The organism is Acidiphilium sp. (genome assembly GCF_049977125.1).
Classification (GTDB): Bacteria; Pseudomonadota; Alphaproteobacteria; order Acetobacterales; family Acetobacteraceae; genus Acidiphilium.
This window is the reverse complement of the sequence record NZ_JBMFGY010000277.1, coordinates 1-2677: the sequence shown is the minus strand read 5'-3', so window position 1 is coordinate 2677 and position 2677 is coordinate 1. Positions and strand designations below refer to the sequence as shown.

Genomic DNA, 2677 nt, shown 5'->3' with positions numbered 1-2677 from the left:
CGGATCGAGCTGCCGAACGAACGGCTCGAAGCTCGCTTCGGCCCCGATCACGTGCTGGAGCTCACGCCGGAACTGCTCGGACCCTCGACCACCCGAAATCAGGGCATTGTCGGCGAAGCCGTCGATCTGAACTTTGCACACCTGAAAGACATGCGTGCGTCGACCATCCTGTTTCACCTCGCTCAACATATTCTCTACACGAAATATCGCGATCCCGGCGAACCGGCGAAACTCCATTTGTTTCCGCATCTGAAGCGTATCGCGCGGCAATGGCTCGAAGGCGGCTATCTCCGGTGTACCGGGGGCACCTATCCCGCGCAGCTTCTCTATAAGGAAATCGCGGACATGGCGGCCGAGCGCATCAAGGCGGCGATCACGCTGTCACTGGTCGGCGACAATCCGGTTAAGGCGATACTCGACGCGTATAATCCGACGGGCTCAACCGCCTATGTGAATTTCACCACATCGAAAAATACCCGCTGGCAAACCGATCCCCGCAAGTGCCACATCAACTGGGTGGTGTGCGACAGTGACTGGGAGGCCGAGTTCTGCCGTGTCGCCGAGGCGCATCCGGCGGTGATGGCCTACGTCAAAAACCAGAATCTCGGGTTGGAAGTGCCCTACCTGATTGGCGCGACGCCACACCGCTATCTGCCGGACTTCATCCTGCGGATCGACGATCAGCCGGACAACCCGTTGAACCTGATCGTGGAAATCAAAGGGTATCGCGCAGAGAACGCCAAAGACAAAGCGAACGCAATGCGATCCTACTGGGTACCGGGTGTCAACAATCTGGGCAAATTTGGCCGCTGGGCGTTCGCCGAGTTCACCTCGGTCTATGAATTCGAGACGGATTTCGCCAAACTCATCAAAACGGCCATCAACGAGGCTGAACCTGCGACCCGGCTGGTCGCAACGACAGGGTGAGACGACATGCTCAGCAAAACCAGCATCACCGCCAGCGTTGGCCATAATGCCATCAATAAACCCGTCGATGTCGCGCTGATTCAGGACCTGTTATCGCGCGCCGGTTATCTCGTCGCCGTCAATGGCATTTACGACGAGACGATGCTTGCGCGTATTCGTGGATTTCAATCCAAAAATGGCTTTCTACGTCCGGACGGCGTTGTCTCCCCGCATGGCCCGACCCTGGCAAAGCTGCTTAAAAACGCAGGAAAATTCTACACCGGCCCCGACTATTGGCGTGAAAATCCCTCGGTTGAGTGGTGGAATACGGCATCGCGCGTATTCACCGGCCGGTTCGCCCAGCAATTTCCCAATGCCGCCCGCGTCGTGAACTGGACCATCCCCCGACCAGCCGGCCTCGCCACTGTTTTCACCAGCATCTGCAAGGACCCGCATGTGATGGATTTGCGCTGGGCGGCCTACATGATGGCCACCTGCCAACGCGAATGCCCCGGTTTCGTCCCGATCGCCGAATACGGCAAGGGCGCCGGCATGCCCTATGGCAAGCCGGAAAACTTCAAGGCAACCAACGGCAAGACCTATACCAACACCTATTACGGGCGCGGTTACGTTCAACTCACCTGGGGCGAGAACTATCTGAAGCTCGGCAAAGCGATCGGCATGGGCGAGACCCTGGCCGAGCATCCGGATGACGCGCTGAAACCGGACATCGCCTACAAGATCATGTCCTACGGCATGCGCAAGGGCGCGTTCACCGGCCGCAAGCTGGGCGACTTCATCCAGGGCACGACCTGCGATTATTACAACGCCCGCACCATCATCAACGGGCATGATCACGCCGAAGGCATCGCGGACTGCGCCGTTCAGATCGAGGGTATCCTTCGCCTCGGTATCCCGCCGGAGGGCGCACCGGTCAGGCATCAACTTCCGGCGGTGATCTGGGTATGAGTGCCGTGAAACATCGCAACCGCAAAATCGCCAAACCACTGCTATTCGGTGCAGCCGTCGCCGCGATCTGCGGTATCGGCGGTGCGGCAATTATCGCCTCCCCGGCCGCTGAGCCGCGTCCGGCCCTGCACAATTCGACCTATACTGTCGATGTCGAAAAGGGGAATATCACGGTCATATCGACCCGCACCCACGCGCCGGTGTTCTCGGTCGCCACATTCGCCCACGCGGAATACCAAATCCTGCGCGCGCAGTCGGGCTTATCGGCGGGCGACGACAAAACTCCGTTTCAGGTCAGCCAGAGTTTCACGATCGTTTCGCTCTATGGTCCCTACCTCGCGCTGCGCGATCAAACCCTGATCGAACAGGGATCGGGAGCGCTGCCCGGCGGCGGTGTTCGATATTGGACGATCGATCTCCGTCATCCCCATAACCTCAATCTCGACCCGAAGCGCCCTCTCGCCGCCATCCCGCAGCCGAACGGCACCATCATGTCGCTCGCCACGCTCTATCCGCCGGCGCAAATAACCGCAGCTTTGACCCGCGACCCGTTCGTTCGGAAATTCGTGACACCGCAGGCCGGAGCGACTCCTCAGACAATCCTCGCCGCCCTGGCCCATGCGACCTTGACCAATCCAAACATCTGCCTCGATGCGCCGCGCGATGTGCTGTCGAGTTTTGCGATCGTCGCAGCACATTCATCAACGCTCGGAATCCGCCTCGGCCTGCCGGGCCGCGGCTCGTGCCGGGGCAACCTCACCAATCTCGGGCTCACGCTACCGTTGCTGGCAAGGATGAAAAC

2 protein-coding genes and 1 pseudogene are annotated in these 2677 nt (G+C 59.7%); all 3 read left to right on the top strand.

Annotated elements, in window-relative coordinates:
• A pseudogene (locus tag ACP5E6_RS18025) lies at window positions 1–927 on the top strand (BPTD_3080 family restriction endonuclease); the annotation flags it as partial.
• Between the two features lie 6 nt (window positions 928–933).
• Window positions 934–1875 carry a peptidoglycan-binding protein gene (locus ACP5E6_RS18020; RefSeq protein WP_427956629.1) on the top strand — a complete coding sequence of 314 codons (942 nt, stop codon included), beginning with the start codon at window positions 934–936 and terminating at the stop codon, window positions 1873–1875.
• A partial coding sequence (locus ACP5E6_RS18015; RefSeq protein ID WP_427956627.1) for a hypothetical protein occupies window positions 1872–2677 on the top strand: 806 nt, incomplete at its 3' end. The genes ACP5E6_RS18020 and ACP5E6_RS18015, both read left to right, overlap by 4 nt.